General features: G+C 37.9%; 23 protein-coding genes. 8 read left to right on the forward strand and 15 right to left on the reverse strand.

The annotated features are described in order from the left end of the window. Window positions 1-17: 17 nt before the first annotated feature. Both HWV02_RS11560 and HWV02_RS11565 read right to left on the reverse strand, forming a co-directional pair. Window positions 18-1,748, reverse strand: a complete 1,731-nt coding sequence (locus HWV02_RS11560; RefSeq protein WP_211687839.1) for a hypothetical protein — start codon at window positions 1,746-1,748, stop codon at window positions 18-20. 561 nt (window positions 1,749-2,309) lie between these two features. Then, window positions 2,310-3,512 (reverse strand): M4 family metallopeptidase, encoded by a 1,203-nt coding sequence (locus HWV02_RS11565; RefSeq protein ID WP_211679882.1) that lies wholly within the window; start codon window positions 3,510-3,512, stop codon window positions 2,310-2,312. A gap of 341 nt (window positions 3,513-3,853) precedes the next feature. On the opposite strand from HWV02_RS11565, the gene HWV02_RS11570 reads away from it, so the two are divergent. After that, on the forward strand, window positions 3,854-4,594 hold the full coding sequence (locus tag HWV02_RS11570; protein WP_211679886.1) for a DUF1566 domain-containing protein: 741 nt from the start codon (window positions 3,854-3,856) through the stop codon (window positions 4,592-4,594). Between the two features lie 111 nt (window positions 4,595-4,705). Here the strand turns inward: HWV02_RS11570 and HWV02_RS11575 are convergent, their stop codons facing one another. Genes HWV02_RS11575 through HWV02_RS11595 form a run of 5 tightly spaced genes read right to left on the reverse strand, consistent with a single transcriptional unit; the run spans window position 4,706 to window position 7,686 of the window. Then, entirely contained in the window at window positions 4,706-5,170 is a 465-nt protein-coding gene (locus tag HWV02_RS11575; protein ID WP_211679888.1) for a DoxX family protein, read from the reverse strand. A 2-nt stretch (window positions 5,171-5,172) separates the two neighbouring features. Beyond that, on the reverse strand, window positions 5,173-5,955 hold the full coding sequence (locus tag HWV02_RS11580; protein WP_211687841.1) for a DNA-binding domain-containing protein: 783 nt from the start codon (window positions 5,953-5,955) through the stop codon (window positions 5,173-5,175). Next, window positions 5,948-6,853: a DUF692 family multinuclear iron-containing protein gene (locus tag HWV02_RS11585; protein WP_255550292.1), complete on the reverse strand. Its 906-nt coding sequence runs from the start codon at window positions 6,851-6,853 to the stop codon at window positions 5,948-5,950. Before HWV02_RS11585 ends, HWV02_RS11580 begins: the two co-directional genes overlap by 8 nt. 17 nt (window positions 6,854-6,870) lie before the next feature. After that, entirely contained in the window at window positions 6,871-7,149 is a 279-nt protein-coding gene (locus HWV02_RS11590) for a DUF2282 domain-containing protein (RefSeq protein ID WP_211679891.1), read from the reverse strand. A gap of 51 nt (window positions 7,150-7,200) precedes the next feature. Beyond that, complete coding sequence (locus HWV02_RS11595) at window positions 7,201-7,686, reverse strand: YHS domain-containing (seleno)protein (protein ID WP_211679893.1); 486 nt, start codon at window positions 7,684-7,686, stop codon at window positions 7,201-7,203. Between the two features lie 167 nt (window positions 7,687-7,853). Here HWV02_RS11595 and HWV02_RS11600 point away from each other — a divergent pair, with 167 nt between their 5' ends. Next, window positions 7,854-8,666, forward strand: coding sequence for an AraC family transcriptional regulator (locus HWV02_RS11600; RefSeq protein ID WP_211687842.1), 813 nt, complete (start codon window positions 7,854-7,856; stop codon window positions 8,664-8,666). 68 nt (window positions 8,667-8,734) lie between these two features. Here the strand turns inward: HWV02_RS11600 and HWV02_RS11605 are convergent, their stop codons facing one another. Beyond that, window positions 8,735-9,790: an alkene reductase gene (locus tag HWV02_RS11605; RefSeq protein WP_211687844.1), complete on the reverse strand. Its 1,056-nt coding sequence runs from the start codon at window positions 9,788-9,790 to the stop codon at window positions 8,735-8,737. Window positions 9,791-9,949: 159 nt separating this feature from the next. Between HWV02_RS11605 and HWV02_RS11610 the strand changes: the two genes are divergently transcribed. Beyond that, window positions 9,950-10,531 (forward strand): TetR/AcrR family transcriptional regulator, encoded by a 582-nt coding sequence (locus HWV02_RS11610; RefSeq protein ID WP_211679899.1) that lies wholly within the window; start codon window positions 9,950-9,952, stop codon window positions 10,529-10,531. A gap of 39 nt (window positions 10,532-10,570) precedes the next feature. Here the strand turns inward: HWV02_RS11610 and HWV02_RS11615 are convergent, their stop codons facing one another. Next, complete coding sequence (locus HWV02_RS11615; RefSeq protein ID WP_211679901.1) at window positions 10,571-11,758, reverse strand: hypothetical protein; 1,188 nt, start codon at window positions 11,756-11,758, stop codon at window positions 10,571-10,573. Between the two features lie 598 nt (window positions 11,759-12,356). Here HWV02_RS11615 and HWV02_RS11620 point away from each other — a divergent pair. Continuing rightward, a complete protein-coding gene (locus tag HWV02_RS11620; protein ID WP_211679904.1) occupies window positions 12,357-13,523 on the forward strand; it encodes an RNA ligase RtcB family protein in 1,167 nt (388 codons plus the stop codon). Then, complete coding sequence (prfH, locus tag HWV02_RS11625) at window positions 13,520-14,143, forward strand: peptide chain release factor H (protein WP_211679907.1); 624 nt, start codon at window positions 13,520-13,522, stop codon at window positions 14,141-14,143. Before HWV02_RS11620 ends, prfH begins: the two co-directional genes overlap by 4 nt. An 88-nt stretch (window positions 14,144-14,231) precedes the next feature. Here the strand turns inward: prfH and HWV02_RS11630 are convergent, their stop codons facing one another. The 4 genes from HWV02_RS11630 to HWV02_RS11645 form a co-directional block, all read right to left on the reverse strand. Then, window positions 14,232-15,803 (reverse strand): ATP-binding cassette domain-containing protein, encoded by a 1,572-nt coding sequence (locus HWV02_RS11630; protein WP_211679910.1) that lies wholly within the window; start codon window positions 15,801-15,803, stop codon window positions 14,232-14,234. 382 nt (window positions 15,804-16,185) lie between these two features. Next, complete coding sequence (locus HWV02_RS11635; RefSeq protein ID WP_211679913.1) at window positions 16,186-16,683, reverse strand: hypothetical protein; 498 nt, start codon at window positions 16,681-16,683, stop codon at window positions 16,186-16,188. Between the two features lie 459 nt (window positions 16,684-17,142). Continuing rightward, entirely contained in the window at window positions 17,143-18,399 is a 1,257-nt protein-coding gene (locus HWV02_RS11640) for a hypothetical protein (protein WP_211679915.1), read from the reverse strand. A 109-nt stretch (window positions 18,400-18,508) separates the two neighbouring features. Beyond that, window positions 18,509-19,309 (reverse strand): DJ-1/PfpI family protein, encoded by an 801-nt coding sequence (locus HWV02_RS11645; RefSeq protein ID WP_255547167.1) that lies wholly within the window; start codon window positions 19,307-19,309, stop codon window positions 18,509-18,511. 192 nt (window positions 19,310-19,501) lie between these two features. Here HWV02_RS11645 and HWV02_RS11650 point away from each other — a divergent pair, with 192 nt between their 5' ends. Further along, a complete protein-coding gene (locus HWV02_RS11650) occupies window positions 19,502-20,083 on the forward strand; it encodes a TetR/AcrR family transcriptional regulator (RefSeq protein WP_211687846.1) in 582 nt (193 codons plus the stop codon). 61 nt (window positions 20,084-20,144) lie between these two features. Here the strand turns inward: HWV02_RS11650 and HWV02_RS11655 are convergent, their stop codons facing one another. Together HWV02_RS11655 and HWV02_RS11660 are read right to left on the reverse strand one after the other, a co-directional pair. Next, complete coding sequence (locus HWV02_RS11655) at window positions 20,145-21,773, reverse strand: ABC transporter ATP-binding protein (protein ID WP_211687848.1); 1,629 nt, start codon at window positions 21,771-21,773, stop codon at window positions 20,145-20,147. Between the two features lie 12 nt (window positions 21,774-21,785). Then, window positions 21,786-22,280 (reverse strand): hypothetical protein, encoded by a 495-nt coding sequence (locus HWV02_RS11660; protein ID WP_211676001.1) that lies wholly within the window; start codon window positions 22,278-22,280, stop codon window positions 21,786-21,788. 599 nt (window positions 22,281-22,879) lie between these two features. Between HWV02_RS11660 and HWV02_RS11665 the strand changes: the two genes are divergently transcribed. After that, the gene (locus HWV02_RS11665; protein ID WP_211687849.1) at window positions 22,880-24,427 is read left to right on the forward strand and encodes a sodium:alanine symporter family protein; all 1,548 of its coding nucleotides are present in this window, start codon (window positions 22,880-22,882) and stop codon (window positions 24,425-24,427) included. A gap of 397 nt (window positions 24,428-24,824) precedes the next feature. Next, window positions 24,825-25,601 (forward strand): hypothetical protein, encoded by a 777-nt coding sequence (locus HWV02_RS11670; protein ID WP_211687851.1) that lies wholly within the window; start codon window positions 24,825-24,827, stop codon window positions 25,599-25,601. Window positions 25,602-25,881 lie beyond the last annotated feature (280 nt).

Below are 25,881 nucleotides of genomic sequence, written 5' to 3' on the forward strand. Positions count from 1 at the left end.
TTAAAATACGCAATCGGTCAATTATTATTAACACAAACCAGCGATTTATCAGTGCCTAGTTTATCATTTATAGAATGCTGACTCGCTAACATTACATCGTCATTAAACTCTAATTTCCATATTGTATTATTCGATGGTTCATCTCTCGATAAAAATACGCGTTCCTGTAATAGATTCAATTTATCATTCTCTTTTAAATAGTTCCAAAGACGTTGATATTCATCTTTCGTTGCAAGTAACCCATCCATATTTGTACAAAGATTTCGGTTCTGCCTACCATCATAATCTTTATTAAGTAACTCTTTATCATCGAGAATACCATAGTCATTGCCTTCGATATTATAGGTAACAACTGGCACTAGCTCACTCGGAGAGAGTTTAATGGTCGATAAATATTTTGTGTCGGTATTATGGGTACGAATATATGTCGTTGCGGTGGGTAATGTATCAAAATGCAACACTAAGGTATTATCAACAGGCTTGTTTTTACTATCGAGTTTATAAGCAATACTACCGCTATTAAGTGATAATCCCAGCATCGTAAGTGAAACCTGTTCATATTCCTTTTCATCAGGTAAATAATAAAATGCCAATGTCATTTCATTTTTTGCGTTAAGCTCCGTTGTCACAAATACAGACGGTACGTTTACTTCACCGATCGTTGTTCTGTCTATTACTGAAAAATTTTCAGTAATAAAGACTTGGCTATACGGAACACCTAAGCCATAAGTCATTGCTGAATCATGGGAAAAACCAAATGCATGATTTGTTTCATGAAAGAACGTATTATAGGTTCTTTGATGATAGGGTCTATAACTCCCAGAGCCTTTTGTAATATAACCTTCGTAAACTGCCGCTTTACCTGAGGTGTTCGCTGCTTTTTTATTATTAGTCCAAGGTCTATCACCACCCCCCCTGCCAGCTGAAAAATAATTGCCCGCCAATACTCGTATGTTAAACGTATGACCCTCAGCGCCTAATGAAAGCATATTACGTGATGCATATGACAAGGGTTGAGTACCATACTTTTTACACTCCTTAAAAAACGGGCAATATGTATTAATTATTCTTGTTATAAATGGGGGAAATGCAACGGTATTCAATGCATTGTGCAACATCACTATATGTGTATTATATATTGTTTTTTGTTTTGGATTAGGTGGCAGATAACAATATCTTGGCACCCTATCACAAGACTTATCCTTGGGTGGAAAGATGACTTGAGGCAAAAATAGCTTCATCTGGTCATTATGACTAATATTGCTGAGTGCTAACCCTGGTAGTTCAAATACAACCGAGCTAAAGGGTTTAACAACGGTATCAAATCTTAATAACGCAACGTTATCATTCGTTATACCATCATTGTAATTTACCGTGATCTGACTCACTTTCTGTGGTGTTGCATTCTTAAAGACATATTCATCGTCAGCGATAGAAAATGTCATATTATCAAGTCTGTACTCTTTAACTTGATCTGGATCCTCCACTGATTCACTCTGAACAACAGCGGATAATAATGTTAATCCCTTAGGTTTCACCGAAAAAATCGCAGATACTTCTTTTTTATCGCTGAAATTAAAGTGATGAGTTGTGCTTGTGACTATATCGACAGCAGGCGGTATATGACTAGTTGCAATAGTCGGTATATAACTAGCTGCAACAGCGACAGTTGAAAATAAAATAGTGAAAGCTAAAACTGTAAAGCCTTTATTAAATGCAGATATTAGTAGCGTAAATATAGTGCGCACCGGACCCTCCAAGCATTATATGTTGTGACAAAGTAACTGATGTTGATAGTTGCCGATGTTAATGAGATGTTATTTAATTTGAATCCTATCTCACTTCTTGAATATTTTTTTAGATCTAGATCACAAATAATTCAACATTAAAACCAAGGTGTTACATTCTTGTTTCTTTTTTTAACCTGCTAGGTTGCTTTGGGGGCGGATGTAGGAACGGATTTCATTGGTTTAATATGTTGATATCAAACCAATATTGGTGGATTGAACTGAGTTGAATAATCGGTATGTTTTAGTCTAATTAGTCTCAGTTCGGTTTAAGTCATTAATCCATTATTTTCATAATTGATAATGTTAAGCGATGGTTTTCTGGTCTTAGCGGCTTTGTTGCAACAAGGATAGAGGGCGAATCGATATCTGGATATAGGATGATGTCTTCACATGTTGGCAAGAGATGTTCGTAGCCATTGATGGAAAAAACCTTGTTAGGTTACTGACTCTAACAAGGTTTATGGGTATTATAAAAAGCATGTATTGATTGAGATTAACACCTCATTAATCTACATGTCGCTACAACGGCAAGTCAGAATAAAATCCGGTTTGTGTGAAAACTTCTTTTATTTTTGAAATTTTCTCTTTAGAGTAACGCTGATGGGATGCTGAGGATATCAATCCGTCTACGAGGTCTTTACTGCTTGAAGAGGCATTTAATTCCCAAGCATTTTTTTCAGCATCTATATAAATTTTAATTAACTCATCAAGAGTAAAGACGCCATAATTATCATCTTTAAGAAGAAGATAGAAGGAATAGTTTAAAGTATCTCCAATAATATGTACTTCTAGCTCATCCAGACTGTTTTTACCTTGATCAGAGATTGCATCAATGACATTTTTATATTGCGGGTTTTTAAAATCTCTAACATTTTTAGAACAATCAGACTCAGATATATTACATTTCATATGATCAGCGCCATGAATAAGATCTGTATTACCCGTTGTTTTAAACTGGTAGTATTCAGCTATTATATCTGAGAAATGTTCCGACCAACCACCTAAACTATCCCTCAAATCATTTATTTTTTCGAATGAATGCCCCTTTTTACCTGTGTAAGCATGGGTCAATTCATGAACTAAGATATCACTTGTGGCAAATGAATAAGTATATTCAATTCCACTACCATCGCGATGTATACCATCGGAAATTAAGATATTATTTTTAAACTGATCAGGTGCAAATTCATGATCGGGGCGAACATACTGAGCATTAGCGCCAAACTGATAGTGCGAGATGATTGTGATTTTTTCTGACATAGGAAGCTCGCCTGATAATTCTTCATAAAAAGGCACTGCATTATTTAAAACAAACCAAGCATCATTAATCGGCGAGAAGCTGCCATTTCTTTGGTCTTGCTCATGTTGAAGAATTTCATTCTTTGTAGGGCAAGGAAAAGTTAAAGTTTCGCGTGGATAATAATTACTCCAAAAACCTCCGTCAATAGGTGCGTGAGTAGACGCACTTTCCCACCCATTTCTTAATTCAAAGTTTTCATTGCTCATTTTACAGTTATCGCGAGTATGATCTTTGGTTACTATTAATGGCTTATCGGCAAGTTCATCAAGACCATAAGTATAAATTCCCGTAGCCCCATTTCCTCCATGGCCAGATACCTCAATAATAGACTCAGGGCTATTATTACCAGTTGAAGGGGAAGAATCAAAGCATCCAGAAAGTAAAAGCGGAAGACTCAAATAAAAATAAGTAGACAGAGACATATTTAAAACCTTATATAAAATAATAATGGTTCGTTTAGTTATCTAAGATAGCTTTATCTATCGTTGAATTTTGACTAAACGTGGCGTTTTTACAAACGAGATACTACCCCATTAGGGTTGCCATTATAAATTAACAACAAATTAACATTGGCGCAACATATAGTTCTTAAGCTCCCCCTACGAAACTCCTGTTGTCAGAAAATTTAACACATCTTAGTTAGGCCATTATTTATTAAATATGAAAGGTTTTAATAAACATACACATAAATAAGTTGGATTAATTAATGCATCTATGAAAGTACCAGTTAAAAAATGGCAACTTTATATTAAGGAGAACGATAGTGACAAAACCAATAACCTTAAGGGAAACAACAGTGATGAAACTATTTTATAAATCTATAAATATTCATGCTTTAATCTTTATGTGTCTGATTTTTTTTACCAACATGTCTCACGCATTATTAATTGATAGAGGAAATGGCTTAATATATGACGATGTTCAAGACATTACTTGGTTACAAGATGCTAACTATTCACAAACTAGTGGTTATGATGCTGATGGTCTGATGACATGGGCAGAGGCAAATACATGGGCAACAGGCTTAGTATTTCAAGGGGTAAATGACTGGCGTCTATTTACCCGTGATTTATTTGATCCTAATTGTGATTATACCGACCCCGGCACAGGCTATACTTCAGGTGATGGCTGTACGGGAAGTGAACTAGGTTATTTGTATTACAATTATTTTGGTTTGGATGCTGAAGACGGCTTAGACCCTTCGGCAACAGATGCGGCAGGCGTCGCCAACATGAATATGTTTATCAACATGCAAAACTATAATTATTGGGATGGTACTTTACCAAAAGCAAGCTTAACGGAATATTGGGATTTTAGTTTGCGATGGGGTGATATTGTTAGTGATTATGAATGGAATGACAATTATGCTTGGGCAGTTACTGATGGGGATGTTGGTTTAACAGTATCAGCGCCAGCAACAGGTCTGTTACTTATATCGAGCTTATTACTCATTTTATGGTACAAAAAAAATAAACGCTTATTGGTCAGTAAAATGAAATTCTGATCTCATGCCTACGACTTGCTAAGGCTATACAGCCTCAACAAGTCGTTTTATAACCCATAGACGGTGCCATAATGCATAAGTTCTGATTACTTTCAGAGTACTTACCGCTGATTACGTTAAATCTACCTTACGTTTAACCACATAATCGAAAGTAAAACGACCTCCGCTGAAGATAACAACTTGCAGCAATAGAGTCCCCCATAATATATGCTGAGCGTAAGCTGCAGCGGCAATATCTTCTAAGCTAATAACGGCCACAATATTGACGAAAAATAACCCTAATGCAGAGAAGCGACTTGCTAATCCAGCCATCAATAACAAGGGTAAAATAATCTCAGCAGCAGTCCCTAAATAAGCAGCCAGTTCATAAGGTAATAATGGTACGTGATATTCCTCTTCAAACAGAAATAACGTACTGTCCCAGCTATTTAGCTTTGTCAGTCCAGATGAAAAAAAAGCCCAACCGACATAAAAACGTGCGGCCAATAATGCAACAGGTTCTAACATACTTACTTTTTCTGTAATACGTCGATAGATTTGATTGGCTGATAACAGCAATGAGTTTGAAGTGTTCATGGTTAACTCTCTTTAAAATAATGAATTAGGTTATGTTCGATGGCGCTAATCAACCAGGTTTGAAATGAAAATCGACTATCATGCCTTACAGTATCAAGCGACTGAGCGAGCGAATTTCCCGACATTAAAGATAAAGTGAAGCGCCCTTCACTCTCTGTTAACTTGGTTACTTGGGGTTGAAATTGAGGTCGGTAAACCATGACAGTATGCTCCACCAGCACTGACGATAAGGCCTGCTTAGCACGATTAAACGCAATGTCGCGTTGCGCTTGCTCATCATGGTTATGTGCGTCAAAAATGTCAGCTACTGGATAGCTTGTGCTTAGCAATTTCACATTGTTGTTAAATGTAATAAAGACATGTTCGGGTTCGCAATTAACCAGTAATTGTAATGACGCTTGATCTAACGTTTGATCCAGACCATGTAACGTACAATGAACATGCCAATCCAAAGCCGTGCAACTAGCAAGATACGGATAATCCACACCAATTTCAGTTGTTGCGATAAAGTCAGAAAAGTCATGCCCCCATTGCCCCCAATCACCTTGAAGTGGTGGCGATGATTTTAGAAACTTATGGACCAGGAAGGTACTAATATCACCATCAAGTAATTCAAAGACTGTAGGAAAAGTTATTCTTAATGCGCGTTCAGCATTGGCCAACAAATTACGACGATAAATACTGATACCTTGAGCACTAAACCCATGTAGATCTGTGCCTGACTCTCCATCACTCCAAATAGCATTTAATAGACGCTGCTGCTCATTGATATAAACATCATTCATCGCGAGCCCCCAATACGGTATTAGCTATAGCACGTGCTTTTTGTGCTTCAGAAATTAACACTGACCACTCTGGTAAATCTGAATCCCATTCAACCAGTGTTGGCACAGCACCAAAGCGCGCTAATGCTTGACGATACCCTTGCCAAACTTCATCAGAAACAGGCCGCGCATGATCATCAATAACCATTTGACCATCTGGAACCGTACTACAACCCGCGAGATGTATTTGCGCGACACTATTCACTGGCAAAATATTTATATAATCATTGACCGATTCCTGAATATTTCCACCTTCAAAATTCAAGCTGTTCACCGCAATATTATTAATATCGAGCAGTATTTTAGCGCCAGTCTGTTTACACAGTTGCGTTAGAAATTCGGCTTCAGAAAGATAACTTTCATCAAATTTCACATAAGCTGACACATTTTCAATAATTAGCTCACGTCCTAGGTACGATTGCACTTTATCTATTTGCTCGCACATTCGATTTAAATTATGACGCGTATGCGCTATCGGTAATAAGTCACCGCTGTGTATCACTTGCCCATGCATTTGATTTTGTAATAGTCCCCACGTAAAACAAGCATGTTCAGACATTAGAAATGGATCGATGGTTTGCGTTAATTGCTTTAAACGCGTTAAATAACTCGTAGGTATATCCTGTAACGATCCAAGACCCATAGACGTTGAATGCAAACTAACAGGATAGGCCTCTCTTACTTGATTAAGGACAGATAAAGCAGCGCCACCTTGTCCAAAGAAGTTCTCTGAATGCACTTCGACAAAGTCAACTTGCTTAGCCGAAGCTAATATGTCGGTAAAATGTGGGTGCCTTAATCCAACGCCCACTAATATATCCTTGTTGCTTGCCAACATATCTTTACTATTTACCGACATACACATTCTCCTCAATCTTATTTAGATGCTAAATATAACTGCTTGGCTTCCTTCTTAGTCAATCCCCCTAATTCTGAGCAGGTACCTTTTGTGACTAATTTCCACTCACCTTTGTCATTACTCAGGCTTGATTGCCCTGCACATGAATGTGTACCGGCTAAGTTCGCGCAATCGTTTTGACCCGCTTTCGCAACGCCGTAACATTTTTCTTTTTTACTTGCTGCTTCTGCAGAGGCTATAACACCTGTAGACATCACAGCAGCTAATGCAGCACTTGCTATTAATTTATTATTCATAATGGTTCCTATATCGTTAAAGCGTCATTAGTGCGTTCCAAGGTTTTAATATTAGTCGTACACTTTTTCGATTTGATCTTCAGTTAATCCTTTAATATCAATCCAGTTAACTTGCGCTGTTTCGATATAACCAGGAATATCAGTGTTCCATTTTGTCTGAACAGCCTTGTTGTAATTCAGGTACAATTTATCGCCACGAATATGCCAAGCAGTTGGATCGGTATCTAATTTTTTATTCAATGCCACACCCATCGCGCAAAAACCACCATATTGTGGTGCATATTTACTTGGATCTGCTTTGAATAAATCGCGGTTACTGGCAGATGAAAACTGATAAATGGCGCCATTGTAAGCGGCCGTGAAATTGTTCGACCCTTTAGTTGGCGTACCTTTTGTAAAGTAAGAAACAGTATCGTAACCACTGATTGCGATATCATTACTGTTCGCATTTACTTCAATGTTTGCAGCAAAAGTTAAGCTGCTAGCGACAAGTGCTGTCGTCATGAATGTTGATTTTACAAATGTTGAAAACTTCATAGTATTCTCCGTATTTTATGAAAATTTTTATGTTAACCAGCTAACCAGTTACGCAATCGAAGGTTGTTTTCCTTGGTTGTAAATATAGTGCTTTCAATCATTCAAAAGGGATGAGATAGTCCTAACATTAAACCCAATCGTCCAAAAAAGTCCTATATGAGGTAATAATGGATCCGTTATCAGTCATTCTTCAACGATTCTCAATGAATACCGAAGTGTTTTTTACCGGTCATCTTTGTGGTATTTCTAATTTCAATCGAGAACCAAACAAAGGTCATTTACATCTATTGCAAAGTGGTGAGATCACAATAATTGATGAGCAAGGAACCTCACATTTAATCAATGAGCCCACAGTGATGTATTTCCCCACACAACATGCGCACCGTGTGATTTCTAGTGAAGAAAATCCGCCTAAATTAGTCTGTGCGAGCATCGTTTATAATGAAAATACAGCGAATCCTATCGCAAATGCCTTGCCAAGATTACTGTGCTTCAAACTCAGTGAAAACGAAGCGCTGATGAAAACCGCGCAATGGTTATTTGAAGAGGCATTTAACGAAGATAGCGGACGACTACCAATGATTAACTCGTTGACGGATATCTTTATTATTTACGTGCTACGCCATGTTATTGATAACAACATAATCCAGCATGGTCTGCTCGCAGGATTAGCACATCCGCAAATATCTAAAGTGTTATTGGCTATACACGAGTCACCTGAACGACAATGGGGATTAGAAGAGATGGCTGAACTAGCGCTTATGTCTCGATCAAAGTTTGCCGACATATTTAAGCGTACGGTAGGTCAAAGCCCTGGCGACTATATAATTGATTGGCGTATTATTGTCGCTAAGAGTCTGCTACTTCAAAACAAGCCTGTGGCCGTTGTAGCTAATGCGGTGGGCTATGAAAATGGCTCAGCGCTAGCGCGTGTATTTAGAAAAAAACTCGGTATTTCACCTAAACAATGGTTCAAGTAAACGCTTTAATACAAAAGGGCTAGCACAATGCTAACCCTCTTATTATTTATTGCTATCGACAATCAGTCTTATACTAGACTCGTCAGCATCTCAGTTGAATATTCAACTAACTCCTTACCATCTCGAACACGCTCGACATAATCAGGGTTGGCAATAAATGGTCGACCTATCGCCAGCAGATCAAATTTATCATCCGCAATCGCTTTGCTACCAGCTTCAGCGGTAAAGCTACCCACTCCCACTAATGTCTTGTTATAAATGCTGCGAACGTAACTTGATGCTCGACCACCTAAATAGTCAAATTCCATCGAATCATCGAAAATACCAATATGTAAGAAGGCTAAATCACGTTTCTCAAGTTCAGGGACTAGATAATCGAACACAGTACGGTCACGGCTGTCACCAGTCATATTGAAGTATGCACCCGGCGATACACGCAGTGCCGTTCTCTCATTACCAATACGAGCAATGATTGCATCAACAACCTCAAGTGCGAAACGGGACATGTTTTCAGGTGTCTGACCATATTCATCACTGCGGTGGTTACTGTCGTGATGTAAGAACTGATCAATTAAATAACCGTTTGCTCCGTGTATTTCAACACCATCAAAACCTGCGTCTATAGCATTAGCCGCAGCTTGAGAATAGTCACTCACAAGCTGAGCAATCTCTTCTATCGATACAGCTTTTGGTATTTGATAAATCAGTTCGCGCATTCTTGGTACAGTACCATCAGCACCTACTTCAGAAGGCGCTATTACATCCCGGTTCCCCGTAATTGCTTGGTAAAAATGTGGGTGTGCTACACGACCGGTGTGCCAAAGTTGCGCAAATATTTTCCCACCATTTTGATGTACAGCATCAGTTACCATTCTCCATCCATCAATTTGAGCTGGCGTGAATAAACCAGGAGTATTTGGATAACCTTGACCGTCAGGACGTATAATCACGGCTTCAGAAATAATTAAACCAGCTCCGCCGCGACGACCATAGTAGTCAGCCATATCTTGGGTCGGAACTAACTCATCATCAGCCATACAACGAGTCAGAGGAGCCATAATAATACGATTTTTTAAAGATAGAGTCTCATTAAGCACATAAGTTTGAAATAAATTGTCAGTCATAGCGATGCCCGTTTCTTGAATGTACGTTCAAGATATTCTTTTTTGAATGAACATTCAAGATCTATTTTTGAATAAAAATTCAAAATTGATTATAATAGACTTCATTAGATAATTTGACTCAGCGATAAAAAGAGTCTCAAGAAGAGTTACCGACTAGCCATGCGTATTGCAGAATTTGATAGAGAGAAAGTACTGAGATCTGCCATGACCTCCTTTATGGATAAAGGTTACGGTAAAACGAGTATGCAAGATTTAAAAAAGGCCACTGGTTTACACCCTGGTTCTATCTATTGTGCGTTTGAAAATAAGCGAGGCTTACTCTTAGCCGCATTAGAGCAATACCATCAGGATAGAAATGCAGAGTTCACCGGGATTTTTTCCGGTCAAAGCCCGGTGCTTGCTGAGCTCAAATGTTACCTGGATCATATCGTTTTAGAGTGTCAGAGCTGTGATGCATCACGAGCTTGTTTACTGACTAAGGCATTAAATGAAGTCGCAGAACAAGATGAAGAAGTGCATGGCATTATCACGCGTCATCTCGCTAACTGGCAACAAGCTATTACCTTAGTATTGCAAAAGGCTATTGATAAAAATGAAATTGTCAGCGACCGCAACGCTGATGAACGCGCTCACTATCTGATGATGGGTATATATGGATTAAGAACATTCGCACACACACACCCTGAAGGTAATACCATAAAGCAGTTAGCTGAACAGCTTTTTCAGGATGTGTGTCGCTAAATATTATAGTATTCAGCCTTATGACAGCGCTTATACGTTCTACGGAACCGCAGCCATACAAGCAAAAGCATACTTACTGTTCATATCTGCAGGCATGTGTTTATTCGAATCAATAACAAACTTACCATTAGGCTCTTTTGTTACATACGTTTGCAACGCAAGATAAATCGGCCATTGGTGCCTGCCTGACGGAATAACCCCGTCACTAAGATTAATGGATGAACTAATCAGCCCTGGGGCACCGTAGGCTCGTAAACAAAAGTTATTGGCTTGTATCGGTGTCATTTTAACCCCCTTTACCGTATTGAATCCTTCACGCATGATACTTGGCTCGGCTGAAAGGAATTCGGGATTTTTATCTAAATTCAATTCTTGAAATTCGGCCCATGTATATGGACGTCGAATACGATATTTTTGTCCTGCGACCGTCACATTGACTTCACGTTTGTAGTTCATTGCGACTCGGCTAGTATCATTAAAGTCAAATACCATTCCGCCATTTAGATTGCTGCTCGCTTTCATTTCTCGACAAATATCATCATCATTTTGAATGTTATGATCGAGTGACACACAAAGCGAAATTGGATATAGGTTACTAAAGCTAGGATCTGCAGTATCGATAGTTAATGGTTTTACTTTATTATGTATAAGATCTAATGCAATTGCGGCCGTCAACATGTTGGACGCTGACTTCCAATATGAAAGTTTAAAATTAGGATAGCCTACTAAATAAGGGGTTATCACCCCGCCTTCTTTAAATTCACCGAACCCTTCAAACCATGCAATATCTTCAGTAACACATTGTATATCGCCTTGTTCTTTTGCATTCAATGCTGTAACACAGAATCGAATTTGATTACCTTTACCCTCATCGCTCATTTGTAGAGTGTAACTTTGCTCTCGGCTAACAACAGTATCAAGGTTATTTTTAATCACGCTCCATTCAAATAGACTACTAGTTTGAGGGTCGTTGTTTAAATCAAAGTATTTATACTGTCCATATAGAGTATGCCCACCAAAACGCGCCCCATGTATTTCAATGTCCATTGCGAGTGGCTTTGAATCTTTCACAGCCCTGACAGTTTCTTCTGGAGTACAAGCTGCGTCATTAGGAATTGATACTTCATGTTTTGATGATTTTTTTGTTGGAGTTATAGCATCGTCTCCACTACCGGCATAAGCCATAAGTGATGCGCTACAAACAGCAACGAATATCTTTTTCAACATGATTAACTCTTTTTATTTTTCAATTGAATCACCGAGGTCATAATCATCATCTAGGTGTATTCGGTAGGATAAAAACATTACAAAAATAGATGATGCCCATATACTTCGATGCACGCTTACTATTAACAGCATGCATTCTAATTATTTTACAATTAAAGCGCAATAAAGATTTTGTAAGTGTTTGTTACATATATTTAATTGAAACCTTCCTACGTGAATTTTGCTGACTAGGATACTGATTGCTCATTCAGATTCTACGTAGCACTACGTAAAAATCATCTTTATAAAAAAATATGCACTAACTCTTTTATTATTACTAACTAATTGAAAATAATAGTATTGCATTATTATAGTAAACCGATTATCATCTCCGCGTTAAAATCTATTTATTTAAATTCCCCACTCAACTGTAAAGGAGAAATATTATGACAATTACATCGACATCCTTTGCAGGTCTTATCCGATAGCGGGTTTATTTAGCTATTTCTTATTACATTAAGAAAGTCTAATACCTAATATCTGTTTTTCAGTTCACACCAAAAACACCAGACCTGCCAATTCGTTTTACGTTTAAATCCTATTTAAAGGAATTGGTATTATGGGCAAATCCGTCCAAAAAATTACTGACAATATTAGCCTTATTGCATCCAAAAATACTTGGATTGAAGGCCTTGCGATCGAACAGCTTGTTAAAACATCAACTTTATCAGGCATGCTTCAAGCTGCAGGTATGCCTGATTTACACCCAGGTAGAGGTTACCCAATTGGTGCAGCCTTTTACACTCAAAACAAAATTTATCCAGCATTAGTAGGTAATGATATAGGCTGTGGCATGTCACTTTGGCAAACGTCAGCAAAAGTATCAAAAATAAACTTACCCAAACTATCAAAGCGGTTTGCCAACATTGAATTGCCACTAGACGAAAGTTGGTCTTCCACGATTGAAGCCAGGAAAAATGACAAATCAATTAAGACATCAAACTTTGACTATGCCCTTGGAACCATTGGAGGAGGTAATCATTTTGCTGAATTTCAGGCTATTGAAGACATTTATGATCAACAAATATTCGATACTCTGGGATTAGACAAGCGGCACTTACAGCTACTTGTTCATTCAGGTTCTAGGGGGGTTGGTCAATCTATATTAGTTGAACATATAACACAGTGTAATCACGATGGTCTTGTAACACACGGTCCTGATTTCGAGCATTATTTATCACAGCACAATGAAGCTGTACGCTGGGCAGAGCTTAATCGAGAGCTCATTGCACAACGCTTCTTAACAGCAATTAAATCTCAAGGTCATTGTATCCTTGATATAAACCATAATTTGGTGTCACCCAAAAATATCAACGGGAAATCTGGCTGGTTACATCGTAAAGGTGCCACCCCGAGCGATCAAGGCTGCGTGGTAATACCAGGTTCCCGGGGCGACTACACTTACCTTGTAAAGCCACTTTTATCAAATATTGATATATCAAACTTAAGCTTGTTTTCATTAGCACATGGTGCAGGAAGAAAATGGAAGCGTGGTGAATGCCAAGGACGTTTAAGCCATAAATACAAGCGTAATGATATGATTAGAACAGCACTAGGCAGTCATGTTATTTGTGGCAATAAAACATTACTTTATGATGAAGCACCACAGGCCTATAAGGATTGTGCCAGTGTTGTCGGAGATATGGTCGATGCTGGATTAGTTAAGATAATTGCAAAACTACGCCCAGTACTCACTTTCAAAACAAATGGAGATTGTTCATCATGATATTATTGCAATTATCAGCAGGCCAAGGGCCACTGGAATGTAGTAAAGCCGTTGGTTTGGCTTTTCGTTCGATTGAAAAGCAATGTGATATTGATAAACTTAAATTTGATGTTATTGATATCACTAAAACCTCAAAATCAGGCTGCTATAAATCAGTATTAATCCAACTTGGCGATAATCAGAGTCAAGCCCAAGCAAAAGCAATTGCAATATCTTGGCAAGGTGTAATGCAATGGGTTTGTCAAAGTCCTTATCGCCCCAAGCACAAACGTAAAAATTGGTTCTTTAGTGGTAAAATGTTCGAAGTAAATGAAATACAATTAGATCAAACAATTAAGTTTCAATCTTGTAGAGCATCAGGTGCTGGAGGACAGCATGTTAATTGTACAGATTCCGCAATTAGAGCAACTCATATCGCTACCGGCTTATCAGTCCGTATAGAGAGCGAACGCAGTCAGCATGCAAATAAGCGTTTGGCCAAAGCATTACTATTTCAAAAAATTGAATCTAAAAAATTAGATGATATGACAAAACAAGAAAAGCAGCGTTGGCAACAGCACTGGGATCTCGAACGTGGTAATCCAGTTAACACGTTTAATGGTCCTAAGTTCATGTTATAAATTAATTTTTTAAAGATGGTAACGCCTAACGATTTACCATCTTTTCAATATTTATTCACCGCTGTGTTGGCTTTGCTATATCATAAGATCACATCACGATATACTTGTTTATTCTAACCTCTGCGATAAAATCCTCATCATGACTGACTAAAATGAATGCCCCTTTATAAGCATTCAATGCCGCTGCCAAGGTTTGTTTAGACTCAATATCTAGGTGATTATCTGGCTCATCTAGCAGTAATAAAGGTGAATGAGTAAGGTGACTAACCACCAGCATTGATAGCTTCATTTTTTCACCTCCACTTAAATGAGCTACTTTTCGATATACAGAGTCGCGCCGAAACCCAATCCCAGCAAGTAAAACCCGGGCAGTATTTTCAGTCAGTTCTTCACTGCTTTTAATTAAGCTATCTAGCATGGATTCTTCAAGCTTCAGTAATCCAAAGTGTTGATCTAAATATACTGTTTTTACATTCAGTTCTATTACACCAGAATAGTTTAAGTGGTTATTTTGTATTGCTTTCAATAAAGTTGATTTTCCGCATCCATTAGCGCCATTTAAATAACACCGATCAGCGTGAAATAGAATGAGTGAAACCGGTTTCCCAGAGCCATAATACAACTGACAATTTTCGATATTCAATAATCTTCTCTTCTTAATTTGACTTGCTTGTTGCAGATACAACACTTGTGGTTTCAACACTTCTTTCTGTTGTTCCATAACACGTAATTTTTCTTGATTTCGTTGTAAATGATTCTGTTGATTAATCACTGCCGCAGATCGGCTTTGTGCTGCTTTATCTTTCTTCGCATCCATCAGAACCTTAGGTTGGCTACCCGATTTCCTTATTCTATTACCATGACGTTCCCGTTGCAGGGCCTTCTCTTTATTCGTTTGTGCTTGACGCTCCACCCTTTTTTGTTCTGCTTTAACGTGAGTAATTTGTCTCTCTAATGCTTCAGCCTGTGTAGAGGATTGCGCTGAATAGGCATCATAATTCCCTTTGAAAAATCCGAGACCTAGACTCGTTAACTGATAAATACCATCCACATGACTTAACAAACTTCTATCATGACTCACCAGAAGTATTTGTCCTGAAAATTGTTTAAGTTGATTAATTAGCCATTGCTTACCTTCATAATCAAGATGATTAGACGGTTCATCTAGCAACAATATTTCGGCGTCCGAATTAAACAATTGATACAGTTGTAGGCGTGCTAATTGCCCTCCACTCAAAGTATGGCAATACGCATTAAGATTAGGGTCGATCTTGAGGTTTTTTAATGTATGTTTTGTTTTATTTTTTATATCCCAATCGTCTCCAATTAAATCAAAATATTCTTGCAAACAATATCCCTGTTCAACCGCTTTCAAAGCCAATAGTTTATTGCTAATACCTAAGAAGTCCGCAATACGTAAGTCCCCATCCAAAAGGTGAGAAGATAATTGTGAGTAATAAGCAATTTTACCTTGGCTCGTTACATAACCGTTAACCGGGGTTAGTTTCCTCATTAATAGAGAAAGGAATACTGATTTTCCAATGCCATTTCGCCCCACTAATCCTGTAAGACGGCTGGTTAAGCTGAAGTTTAAATTTTGAAATAGCCATTCCCCAGTATCGAGCTGAAATGACAGTTGATGTGTACTTAATACAGGCATGAAAATGCCTCCCTTTACGTAATAAAATGTAATAGGGGTTCGCCTTTCTATAAAGATAGATTGGCAAGACGTTACTTAGATACGATCATCGTAGATAAATAGAAATTCAATTACGATAATATATGCAATTTTTGCAAGATAAGAGATGACGAAAGTAACGCCCACTAACCCCGAGTGTCCAAATGATGATATTAATTGGATGTCAGGAAGTTAGTTGTTCATTATGGCGTTAGCTCCAGTAGAAATGATTAATACATTATAGCGATGAAGATGATTGGTTGTAAAGTCGCTAAATTAACGGTTTGAGGCCTTAACGACTTAGAATCATCTTGGGAAGCCGTTAAAGCCTTTTTAACAATCTCTAATCTCTAATCTCTAATCTCTAATCTCTAATCATTACAATACACTGAGTATCTTCATCCCTATTCGATAGGTATAATTTATTTTCGTACGTCGTTGGGTCAGTCTGATGGCCTGAGCCTTGAATATCACCGAGTCCATCTTGTAATTTACATTCTAAATTTTTACCCCAGAAGTTAAATGGAGCTAGCACACCATCTCCTAAAGTCACATGATATGAAGAACTAGAATTTAGTTCTTTAAAATAAAAAGAGGTGCTATCCAATGAATCATTTTTAGCGCCAAAATTTATATGTCCTAAATTGATTCTTTCCGTAGCACCTGATGATAATTTATTAGATATAAATCTTAGTTCACAACCGTCAATATCATTACACAGTTTATTTATTATACCAGTGGGCAACACTTTATCCCCGATACCGTCAATGCTTCCACTCCAATGATTAGGGGCTGCAACAGAGTTAAATGAAACTGCGATGGCAGAAATTATACATATCTTAGCTATATTATTAATTTTCAAACTATATATCCTTATAAGTGTTTGTATTCTAGCTACAGTATATTAGGCTAGTTGTATTAGTGAATAAGAGCCGTTCTCGAATGATTTATTTTAAGAACGACTCTATAATAGCGAAGCTAATCCATTTTAAAACACTCTAAATTGGTATGATGGTATTTATGATCACTCCTACTAACATAAGTTTTAACCTTGCTATTTTTATAATATTAAAAGAGCTATATAGGTAAGGTATACTGGAGTTAATCAATAATAAATATGAATATTCTTAAATTAACACTAAGCCTTTGAAAACAATGTGAAATATAGATTTTTAAGTTCAGAGGGATTCGCTACTAAAATGCAAAAGATGGGGTTTTATAACTGAGAAATGAAGTTGGAAATACTTTGTTGTTTTAAACTAAAAAGGGCTCACGTAGGATGAACCCTTCGATTACGTTCAGCTATAGATCTAAGCTATGATTAAGGCTTAAGATCTACTTTAATTTGATCGACTTGATTAGATAAAGACAGATCTTGAAAGTACTCTTGTTGTGACTTACCAAGGTACAGTTTTTTGTTATTGACTAATTCATCGAGCTTATCTTTAACAACATTGCCTGATGCTAGTTTAGCTTTTAGTTCAGTTGCAATACTTGAACTATCAGTTAGCTTTTTACCCTTAGTATCGTAGTAACGAACTTGACCAACCTTAGCATCAAACGGGTCACAGTAAGCAGTATCAAGATCGCCACTATCAATGATTTCTTTGTATTTTTCAGCTGTAATTGGTGTTTCTTTATTTTTTACAAATTGGCTGCCACGAACACACCAATTTACTTGTGTGCCAATACCAGGGAAATGAGCTGAGATTAAATTGACCGCGTAGTATTGGTCTATATCTGTGCTCTTTGGCTTTGCATATTTATCAATAACCTTTCCGCCAACCACCTGATAATCTAGCGTGCTATTGTCAATAGACTCTAAGAAATAGCTATTAACGAACATATCACCAATAGAAATAGAATCAACAGCGCGACCTGTATCCCATCGGTAACTCTTCAGCTGTTCTTTGATTTTACCGCCATCTTTGGTGAAGTGAGTAACATTACTAATAAGACCAACAAGGGTGTTATTTGTTTTATCTATCTGCCAGGCCGTATAGTTATTTCGGGTCTGTTCTGGTGTGTTATCTTTCGCTTCTGCTTTTGTATGCGTTTGATAACGTAGCTCAGTAATGTCGTTACTTTCTTTATTAATACTGTCGTATTCCTTATCACGTCTAGCTTCACAGTCTTGAAAGTTAGCACCGTAATAGAAATAGCTGATCCAGTCTTTAGCTTCGATCATTTCTTTACTATAAGCGGAATAATCTACAATACCGTTAGCCCCACTAATACCATAGAAGCCTTTCATATCTAAGATCTGTTTCGGTGTAAGCCCACCTTTAAATTTATCGGACCAGCCTAAAGAGTAGATGTTGAAAAGACTAAGCGCACTGCTGCAATTTGTGGTATTAAAACGAGCATCAAACGAGTCAGTGAGTGGCATTGCTGCATACCCAGCTAACGCTTTTGTCGCTGAACTATCTGGATTAGCAACGCTACCTTTAACCGCCGATAAAGACATTTGTGGTACGCTAACTTTAGGTTTAGCTGGAGGTGGTGTTTGATCGCCGCCTCCGCCACCACAAGCAACAAGTGATGCAGTCGATACGGCAACGAATATTTTTTTCAACATAACTAACTCTTTTTATATTTGGCTTACTATTAAACGGTATCAATTTTAATTATTTTTAAATTTTAAGGCAATCATTGCTTTGTCAATGTTTGTAATTCCTTGTTACCAATTAAAATAACTCTGCAGCAATATCGTAAACCTTTTCTTGAACTTTTCGTTTTAAATCGGGAGCAACATTATTGTGATCACCGCTGTTAAAAGGAGGCTGCGGATCATACTCAAGTAGTAATTCCATCGCTTTAGCGCGGTTTTCTCCAACAGTTTCGCCAATTAACCTAAAAGCAAAGTCCAAACCAGAAGTTACACCGCCACCACTAATACGATTACGATCAATGACAACCCGACTATCGACATATGTAACCTTAGGGAAAGCCTTTAGGGCCTCGGCATATGCCCAGTGTATAGTCGTTTGATAATTATCTATTAAACCCGTTTTGGCCAAGATCAATGCTCCCGTACACACAGAAGTGACATACTTAGCGTTACTTCCTACGCGCCGTAAAAATTCAATAACAACTTCATCCTGCATTTGTTCTGCAGGGTTAGCTGCACCTGGCACAATCAAAATATCGATGGGAGGACAATTACTGAATCCATAGTTAGGGAGTAGCTGTATTTTTGCATCACACGGTAAAAGCCCGAATGTTTTTGCAAACGTAAACGTATTTAACTCTGGAACTAAAGCTAATACTTGCAAGGGGCCATAAGCATCCAGCATGGTCATATTTGGATATAAAAATATGCCAACATTGAGCTTAGTCGTACTAAGATTCTGTTTAGCATTTTTATGTGCCAGTAATGGTTTGTTTTGTGCTGCACTGGTAAAATAACTTGTGCCCATTACACCTAGCCCCATAGAACAAGCTAGACCTGTTTTTAAGAAATTACGTCTGTTATCTGTCTCTTTCATTATGCCTTCCATATTTGTTTATTTAGCTGTAGTTTTACAAATTTACACTCAAGTTTTCAGATACAATGTAGTAAATATGTTCCAAATGGAACTATTTAGGGTAAACGTCCCACGCGGATAGTTAACTTATTTGCTAAATACGTTAAAATATTTTTGATATGAAGTGACTTTAGGTTTAACCAAGTAAATATTATGCAGAAAGAAAAATTAACATTAAATCGTAGTCAAAAACGCATAGTTAAGGCTTTTACCGAATTATTGAGGGAAAAAGATTATTGCGATATATCTGTTGCGATGATTATTGAGAAAGCTGATGTTGGCAAGACAACCTTTTATCGATATTACCAACGTAAATTAGAAGTGTTACTGGCCATGCATGACGGTATTTTTGATCAATTACTTCAGGATTTAACGAGTAAAGATGACTGGTTAACTAATGAGGCTCGCCCTTCTGTAAGTTATATGCTGAATATATTTTCTAATAATAGCAATTTTAGACGCCCGATGAATTTTAAGCTCGATAAAGATTGGCCACAAGCATTATTACAACTAAAAACAAAACTTGCTAATTGTATGGCGGTTAAATTAGCAAACGCTTTAGACGGTTGCTCAATGAAGATCCCTATTAGTGTATTATCGACGTCATTAGCCGCAATATATGTTGAAAGTGTAGTCCAACTCGTCAAGGGCCTTGTAGCATTCAGTGTAAACAAGCAGGCTCTGTATTTACAATATTTGACGAGATCGTTAGTGATAGGAGCTATCGAAAGTTAGGCCGTTAGAGGGTTTCGTATAGCCCCAGAGTTGGGGCATTTTATTTTTGATTTAATACACCTTAAGCGACCACCTCTACCGGTTCTTCATCCAAGTCAAAGGAAGCATTAATCAGTTTTTTAGTGTAATCATGCTGAGGATTATGAAATATATCTTCAGCCGTTCCCTGCTCCATAACACAGCCTTTTTGCATCACTAATACCCGGTCAGATAATGCTTTGACGACTGAAAGATCATGGCTGATGAAGATGAAACCAATGTTATGTTTTACCTGGATCTCTTTAAGTAAGTCAATCACGGTGAGCTGAACAGAGCGATCAAGCGCAGAGGTAGGTTCATCCAATAAAATAAAAGACGGATTCAAGATCAGTGCTCTCGCAATTGCAATTCGTTGACGCTGACCACCTGAAAACTCGTGCGGATAACGATTGATTGAGTTTGGTTCTAAGCGTACCTCTTCGAGCGCGAGACAGGCTTTTTGTAAGCGTTCCTGCTTGGACATCAAAGGTTTGTGCACCCTTAATCCTTCAGTAATGATTTCGCCAACTGTCATACGCGGAGACAAAGATCCGTACGGGTCCTGGAAAACCATCTGTACGTCTTTTTTGAGTTCAAATTTTTCCTTATCAGTGAGTAAATTGAGATCTTGACCTTTATAGGAGAGATTACCTGTAAAGGGTAACAAGCCAATGATAGCCCGGCCTAGAGTCGATTTACCTGAGCCAGACTCACCGACAATACCCAAGGTTTCACCTTGCTTCAGTGTGAGTGAAATTCCCTTCACCGCCTCAAAATATTCACACTTACTTGGGATGAAGTGAGATTTAATCAGGTAATGAACGTGAATATTTTCAGCGCTAAGCAGCTCTGTCGCCGTTGCTTTGATTGGCTGTTTTTGACCTTTCGGGATCGAGTTTATCAACATTTTTGTATATTCATGCTGTGGTTCTCGGAAAAGTAGTCTGGTCTCTCCTTCTTCGACGATCTCACCTTTACACATCACGAGTACTCGGTCTGCAAGGTGTTTAACTACGCCGAGGTCGTGTGTAATAAACAAAATAGCCATGCCCATTTTTTTCTGGATCTCTTTAATTAAATCCAGAACTTCTGCCTGTACCGTAACATCTAACGCAGTAGTCGGTTCATCGGCAATTAAAATGTCAGGTTCATTGATAAGTGCCATTGCAATCATAATACGTTGCAGCTGACCGCCTGAAAATTCATGTGGGAACTTACTGTAAGCTTGCTCTGGATTTGGTAAACGAACGAGAGTAAAAAGTTCCAAAACATGTGTTTTAGCCTGCTTCTTCGATACTTTTCGATGGCAGATCATGGCTTCAGCAACCTGAGTTCCTACCCTTAAATATGGGTTCAGAGAGGTCATCGGCTCTTGGAATATCATGCCAATACGGTCGCCTCGGATAGATTGCATTTGACGTTCTGTTTTATCTAAGATCGATTGGCCTTCAAAAATAATGCTAGATTGAGATGAGACGGTCCCATTATCCGGTAATAGGCTCATCAAAGCATTGGATGATACTGACTTACCCGAACCCGATTCGCCGACAATAGCCAGCGTTTCACCAGATTTCAAATCAAAGTTAACATTTTTCACCGCATCAACCATTCCGTCATTGGTTGTGAAACTGACGGAAAGGTTACGAACTTGAAGAATAGGTTGGTTTAGCATGATAGGTCCTTATCAATTTAAGAGATGCGTTGAATGGTGTGAGTCTGAGGTCACTCTTAACTTAGCAAAGTGATGATGCGCTTTTTGGATATGCTCGTATTGAAGCATCCACTGATCATCATGTTGAGCGTGACAAAAAGCGGCCATATGGCGTAAAATATCTTCACTTTTATTATCGATAAGTGTCATTGTTCGTTGAACAAGATCACTTGTTTCAAGAGAAATAAATTGAAATAGCGCATAAGACTGGTTTAATGTTGCAAATGCGCGTTTCTGCTGCCCCATTTGATTGAGAATTTCAGACTGTGCGACAGTGGCATCTCTTAATCCTAATAACAAGCATGAAAACTGGCATGGTTTAATATGCTCGTTTTCTAAAGCCTGATGAATATGTATGGGCAGATTGTCTAAAACCTCCCCATATAGTTGATGAGCTTCAGGCCAATGGCCCTGTTCCATTAGCTCTTCAGCCCTCAGATAACGCATCCAGCATTGCTGCAATTCCATAATCGACCTCAAATTTATAAGATAAATCAATCTTAATGAGAATTGATATCAATTGCAAATCAAAATCATTCTCGTGGTGAGATGTGTCACTAAAATAATAACGCCGTACTAATTATACGTTATTTAATCAATTTTAGAGGCGAATTAAGCTATAAATATCGATGAATAAAACAGGATCAGGCAATCTGATAATTTGTATATTAAGTATAATTCAGCCTTTAAAAAACCAGATTTAAGAACTTAAACTGACTAACCACTTGTAAGTACTTACGTCCAAATTAACTAACTATTTTAGAGTAATATGCTGAAAAAAGGTGACAAAGTTAACAAATTGTAATCAACATGATGTTAATCGCATATCATCCGCCACACAACATTTACCAGTGGCATTAACTGGTGATCGCACCGATTGGCAGTCCATAACGCTGGTAATTTAACTTTTTTGCAGCGCAAGGCACCACCACATGCTAACGCCGATTGTTGAGTAAATGTTTATTTATTGCTAATTTATTTTGCCATGGAGCGGGAAATACCATATTGAATAGTGAATTATTCTATTGGTATCGCTTAAATCAGATAAAACATGGATGGAATTGAATATGATCTCTAAGGTTAGTTGCTACTTTGCTGTAATATTAAGCATGTTTACCTCTTCGGCTTTTGCCGCCAGTGAACCAGTCGGGTTTGATAAGGCTGTTGATCAGTTCTTTAATGAAAACCTCAGTTGGTTTGCTAACACTATTTTCACCTCAGTTCCTGTTAATGGGACAAACTTCCCCATAATTGTAGGCTGGTTATTTATTGCGGCTATTATTTTCACATTTTATTTTGGTTTTGTTCAGTTCAAACGTTTTGGTTTAGCGGTTAAGATCGTCAAAGGTGACTTCACAGATCCGAACAAGAACGAACCTGGCCAGGTTTCTCACTTCCAAGCCTTAACAACAGCACTTTCTGGTACAGTCGGACTTGGTAATATTGCTGGCGTTGGTGCAGCGCTCGCCATTGGTGGTCCTGGAGCCACTTTTTGGATGATCCTGTGTGGCCTACTTGGTATGGCTTCAAAGTTCTGTGAATGTACACTTGGTGTTAAGTATCGTAACGAGCTACCAAACGGTGAAGTATCGGGTGGTCCAATGTATTACCTGAGCCGAGGTTTAAAAGAACGTGGTTTTGCTGGTCTAGGTAAATTCCTGGCTGTCGGCTTTGCAATTATGACTATTTTAGGCGCGCTCGGTGGCGGCAACATGTTCCAAGGCAACCAAGCGAACGCAATGATCGTACAAGCTCTGGGTATACCTGACGGCTATGGCTGGGTTACAGGCGTTATTTTAGCGATGATGGTTGGCTCGGTTATTATTGGTGGTATGCCATCAATTGCGAAAGTAACAAGTAAATTAGTTCCAGCAATGGCTCTGTTATATATAGGCATGTCGGTTATTGTGTTGGTATCTAACGCATCTATGATTGGTGATGCATTTGCACAAATCATCGAAGGTGCCTTCACTGGTGCTGGTGTTGCCGGTGGTTTTGTTGGTGCATTAATCCAAGGTATGAAACGGGCGACATTCTCAAATGAAGCCGGTGTGGGTTCAGCAGCCATTGCGCATGCAGCAGTAAAAACCAAAGAGCCTGTGACTGAAGGTTTAGTTTCAGTACTTGAACCATTCATTGATACCGTGATCATTTGTACCATGACGGCTTTAGTTATCACAATTTCAGGTATGAACAACGGCGAGCTAAGTGGCGTAACGCTTACAGCTGCAGCATTTACTGAAACGGCAGATATATTCCAGTATATTCTTGCTGTGGCGGTGGTGATGTTTGCTTTCTCAACAATGATTTCATGGTCTTATTATGGGCTTAAAGCTTGGACATATCTGTTCGGTGAAGGCAAAACTACGGAACTTGTCTATAAAATTATGTTCTGTGGCTTTGTGGTCATAGGTGCAAGTGTTAGCTTTGGCGCTGTAATTGATTTCTCTGATGCGGCTATCTTTGCAATGTCTATCTTCAATATCATCGGTTTGTATTTCTTAATGCCAGTGGTGAAAAAAGAGCTACATTCGTTTATTGCTCGAGTTAAATCTGGCGAAATCAAAGATTACAGCAAAGAAGGTGTACTGGTTTCAAAAGAGATAAATAACTAATTTAATAAGTCTCCCCTCTTTTTAAATAATTAATAGTCCGGTTAATAGTATCAACCGGACTATTTACATCTAAAATATAAACACAAACAATCACTTCTAAAATACCACTCAAATAATAACCCACTATATGTGTGACACATGCTTTAACAAATCAATTATAGGTGCTTATAACTGTTATAATTACTTAGAAATACATATTTATGGACATTAGATAATAGAATTATAAGATTAATTCTATTATACCGATTCGATATATAGCGCTATTATTTATTGTTATATTAATTTTTGAGGAATATAATCCCGACGCTTTCTTTACGCGTAAAGCAAAAGTCATAAGAAAATTACTTACATTGTTTTCATGACTGTTGTTGATAATTATATTTAAACAGGTAATAAAATGAAGACGATCTTTAAATGTGTACTACTTGCATCAACTACTATCCTATTATCTGCGTGTGGTGGTGGTGGTGGTGGTGGCACTTCAACTAAAGTTGTCTCACCAACTAAACCTATAGTCATCCAATCAGATTTGTATAAAGTGGATGGTCAGGAAGCATTTTTAATGGTTTCTCAAAAAGATAAAACGAAACCAGCAATATTTAGCTATAAAGACTTTAGTTCGGATACTGTAAAAACTAGAAAGTTAGTTTCTTTTGGCATATTATCTGACGATAAAGATAAGGAGATAACAGATCAATCATTGATATTGGCGATAGCATATTTCAAAATGCCTAATAGCCAAGATAAAGATAAGTTTGTACCTGTTCAAATAAACATAACAGGTACATCCCCATTAAGTCTCGAGTGGGATGGCCATAGTTTTGGCGCTGATACGATAGGTAATATGTCTCGTAGCACTCTAGAAGATTTTCCGGTCACGTCTGTAGCTGGCACTTGGAAAGATGATAATGATGTCCGCATGACAATCGATAACTCAAATGTGGAAATTTCGACCTCAAGCTGTAACGTGACTGGTAAGTTAGTTAAAGGTGCTGGAAGTACATTTCTTGATATTTCTACAACTTACTCAATAGACAATATCAATGTCACTCCAGATAATTGCAATGGTATTGATAGTCTAGTCATGATGAGCCAAAATTCTAATTGGTTTGTGACATTAAATAACAAAAGCCGTGTAGGCGAACTTCATAAATTAATAAGCACAAACGATTAGCTATATACCATCGGTTGCCCCCCCTTAGCAAGCCTGTTATGGTTTAAATTAACCAATCAAATTCCTGATTTGATTGGTTAATACTTGAGTTTGATTGTATAATATGTTCTTTTACTCTGTTCAATAAAGAAGCTGTATTCATTGCAACTAAGCGTTCTTTTTCATCCTCTGAAATCATTTACGTCATGTGAAAAGTAAATTATAAACCGCTTCAGCATCACTCTGCCCCCCCCCCAAAATAAGATGTAAGTCACTCCATAAACAATTTTATTATGTAACT

The organism is Moritella sp. 28, from assembly GCF_018219435.1.
In the GTDB taxonomy this organism is placed as follows: Bacteria; Pseudomonadota; Gammaproteobacteria; order Enterobacterales; family Moritellaceae; genus Moritella.